This is a genomic window from Kitasatospora sp. NPDC007106 (genome assembly GCF_040634455.1).
GTDB lineage: Bacteria > Actinomycetota > Actinomycetes > Streptomycetales > Streptomycetaceae > Kitasatospora > Kitasatospora arboriphila.
The window spans coordinates 1-2610 of record NZ_JBEYFP010000795.1 but is presented as its reverse complement, the minus strand read 5'-3'; the positions used below and the strand labels follow the sequence as shown (position 1 = coordinate 2610).

General features: G+C 73.0%; 3 protein-coding genes and 1 pseudogene. 1 reads left to right on the top strand and 3 read right to left on the bottom strand.

Annotation, left to right across the window (positions count from 1 at the left end):
• Window positions 1-41 precede the first annotated feature (41 nt).
• The 3 genes from ABZ641_RS32475 to ABZ641_RS32465 all read right to left on the bottom strand — a co-directional run bounded on the left by ABZ641_RS32475 (window position 42) and on the right by ABZ641_RS32465 (window position 2057).
• Window positions 42-740 carry a DUF305 domain-containing protein gene (locus tag ABZ641_RS32475; RefSeq protein ID WP_359987654.1) on the bottom strand — a complete coding sequence of 233 codons (699 nt, stop codon included), beginning with the start codon at window positions 738-740 and terminating at the stop codon, window positions 42-44.
• Window positions 740-1441: a DUF3105 domain-containing protein gene (locus ABZ641_RS32470; RefSeq protein WP_344624479.1), complete on the bottom strand. Its 702-nt coding sequence runs from the start codon at window positions 1439-1441 to the stop codon at window positions 740-742. The genes ABZ641_RS32475 and ABZ641_RS32470 overlap by 1 nt, the downstream gene beginning before the upstream one ends.
• Window positions 1442-1565: 124 nt before the next feature.
• Complete coding sequence (locus ABZ641_RS32465) at window positions 1566-2057, bottom strand: hypothetical protein (protein WP_359987651.1); 492 nt, start codon at window positions 2055-2057, stop codon at window positions 1566-1568.
• A 313-nt stretch (window positions 2058-2370) separates the two neighbouring features.
• On the opposite strand from ABZ641_RS32465, the pseudogene ABZ641_RS32460 reads away from it, so the two are divergent.
• Window positions 2371-2610, top strand: a pseudogene (locus tag ABZ641_RS32460) (hypothetical protein); the annotation flags it as partial.

Here is a 2610-nt window from a genome sequence, read left to right as displayed (position 1 = left end):
CCGGACGCTGCCGTCCGACCCGCCCGCCGCCGTGCCGAGGCTCAGGAGAGCGGCTGTGCGCCGCGCTTGGCGAGCATCGACGTCATCAGGTCGATCTCCGACTTCTGCCCGTTGACCATGGTCTGGGCGAGCCGCTTCTCGACGTCGTTGCGGGCCACGTCCACGTAGGCCTGCGCCATCGCCACGCCGCCCTTGTGGTGCTCGATCATCAGCTGCAGGTACAGCACCTCGGCGTCCCGGCCGCTCAGCGAGCGGAGCTTGGCCAGGTCCGTGTTGGTGGCCATGCCCGGCATCAGCGAGCCGTCGTGCGCGGCGTAGCTGTGGCCCATCCACGCCATCGGCTTGGCCGAGGTGCTCTGGGTCAGCCCCCACTGGTCGAGCCAGCCCGACATCATGCCGCGCTGGTTCGCCTGGGTGTTGATGATGTCGAAGGCCAGGTTGCGCACCTCCTCGTCCTGCGTGCGGTCGCGGACGATGAAGGACATGTCGATGGCCTGCTGGTGGTGGGTCGCCATGTCGCGGGCGAACCCGGCCTCCGGGGAGTCGGTGGCGGGCGCCGCCACCGACGACGAACCGCCGGAGTCCGAACCGCCCGCCACCAGGGCGGACACGCCGAGGCAGAGCGCGATCACCGCGGCGATCGCGGCCGGCCACCACAGCAGCTTCCGCGACCGGCGCGGCGCACCGTCCTCGCCGGACTCCCCGGTCCGGGTGGCCGAGGTCTCCTCGGCGCCCGTCATCACGGCATCACACCGGAGCTGCAGGACGCGCCGGGCTCCTGGGTCTGCGGACCCTGGACGTACTTGGTGAAGAACTGCTCCACCCGCGGGTCACTGGCGCTGTCCACGTTCAGCTGGGTGCCCCAGGCGGAGAGCGTGATCGGGCTCTTCTCGTCCGGGTACGGGCTCATGAGGGTGTACGGGGTCGCCTTGACCTTCTCCGACAGCTTCTTGATGTCGTCGGCGGACGCCTTCGAGTTGTACGTCACCCAGACCGCGCCGTGCTCCAGCGAGTGCACCGCGTTCTCGTTGGCGAGCGGCTTGTCGTAGACGTCGCCCATGCAGTTCGCCCAGCGCGGGTTGTGGTCGCCGCCGACCGGCGGGGTCTGGGCGTAGGTGACCTTGGTCTCGACGTGGTTGCGCGACAGGTTGTCCCAGGTCTGCACGCCCTGGATCGGGGCCTTGGCGGCGGCTTCCTTCGCGTCCTTGTCGTGCTTGGCGTCGAGGGCTATCCAGGTACCGGCGCCGATCATGCCGGCCAGCAGCACGCCGGCCACGCTGAACGCGATGATCTTGTTGCGGCGGTCGCGCTTCTGCTCGGCGGCACGCAGCTCCGCGATGCGGGTCCGACGGTCGGCCTGCCGCTCGGACTGGCTCTGCCGGTTGCCCGGGTTGCCGGAGGTCTGCTTGGACGGCTTGGACTGCCTGGAGGCGGAACCCATGAGTGTGTCCTTGTCTCCGCGGTGCGCGCGGGCACGGCGGTGGGGCGAGAGGGGGAGGGGGCGGCGGAGCCGCCGGCCCGTCCGGTGCGCGGGGGCACGGGTCACGGCCGACGGTGGGTTCCGCTCAGGACCTGTGGACCTGCAGTACGTGGAGGTCGGGCGCAGGGGGCGGCCCGGCCAGCGTGTCGAGCGGGACGGCGGCGGGCAGCGACGGCGCCGGAACCAGCTGCGGCAGGGTGACCGCGACCGGCTGCGGGGGAGCGTTCGGCAGCTGCGCCTCCAGCCCGCGGAACGGATGGCTGGTGCAGCCCTTCCCCGGGGCCGGGTGGTCGCCGTCGGCGGAGCACCAGACGTGCGCACCGCCCTCGTCCGACCAGCGCGCCACGGCGTGCCCGGCGCCATGGGCGGCCGGGACGGCGTCGGCGGCCTGCGGACCGGTGGCGGCCGAGGCCCGGGGGGCGGCCGGAACGTGCCCGGACACCGCCTTCGCGGTCCCGGCGCACGGCAGCAGCGTCAGCAGACCCGCGACGAGCAGCGCCCACAGCACCACGGCCGGGCGACTGCCCGCCCGGACGGACCGCACCGGCTCACCGGTCGCGGATGCTGGCACGCTCATGCGCACATATTAATCAGCCGAAGGGGTGAAGCGGTCCCCCTCTTGGTCCTCCCGACCCGGGCCGGAGGGCCCTTCCTGCCCATTTCAGGGCCCCAAAAAGGACGCTCCGGACATCCACCCCCCGCACGTCCGCACCCCCTCCGGACGGATGGCCGAATCCGGGCGGATCACGCCGCCGCTGCGCCCGACGGGTGGCCGGGTGTCCCCGAAAGCCGGACACCGTCGTTCTCCTTCGGAAGAATGACCAGCCGAGTCCGGCACACGGCCCGCTCGGCAGACGGCAGACGGCAGACATGGCACGAGGAGCCGCCACGTGAGCAACCAGGGCGCATCCCCGCACGACCGGCCCGAGGACGCCTGGTGGCAGGCGGTCTACGCGGGCCCGGCGGGCACCCTGCCCGACGCCCCCGGAGCCGCCGCCGGCGAGGGCAGCGTCGACGACTGGTTCGACTCCGCGTCCGGCATGATCGGCCCCCAGCGCACCGCCTCCCCGAAGGACGGATCCCCGACCGGCGGCCCGACCGGCGGCCCGACCGGCGGCCCGACCGGCGGC

Excerpts from the sequence above, each read along its gene's own strand:
- ABZ641_RS32470 (WP_344624479.1), bottom strand. The coding sequence starts at position 1,441 with ATGGGTTCCGCCTCCAGGCAGTCCAAGCCGTCCAAGCAGACCTCCGGC.
- ABZ641_RS32465 (WP_359987651.1), bottom strand. The coding sequence starts at position 2,057 with ATGAGCGTGCCAGCATCCGCGACCGGTGAGCCGGTGCGGTCCGTCCGG.
- ABZ641_RS32475 (WP_359987654.1), bottom strand. The coding sequence starts at position 740 with ATGACGGGCGCCGAGGAGACCTCGGCCACCCGGACCGGGGAGTCCGGC.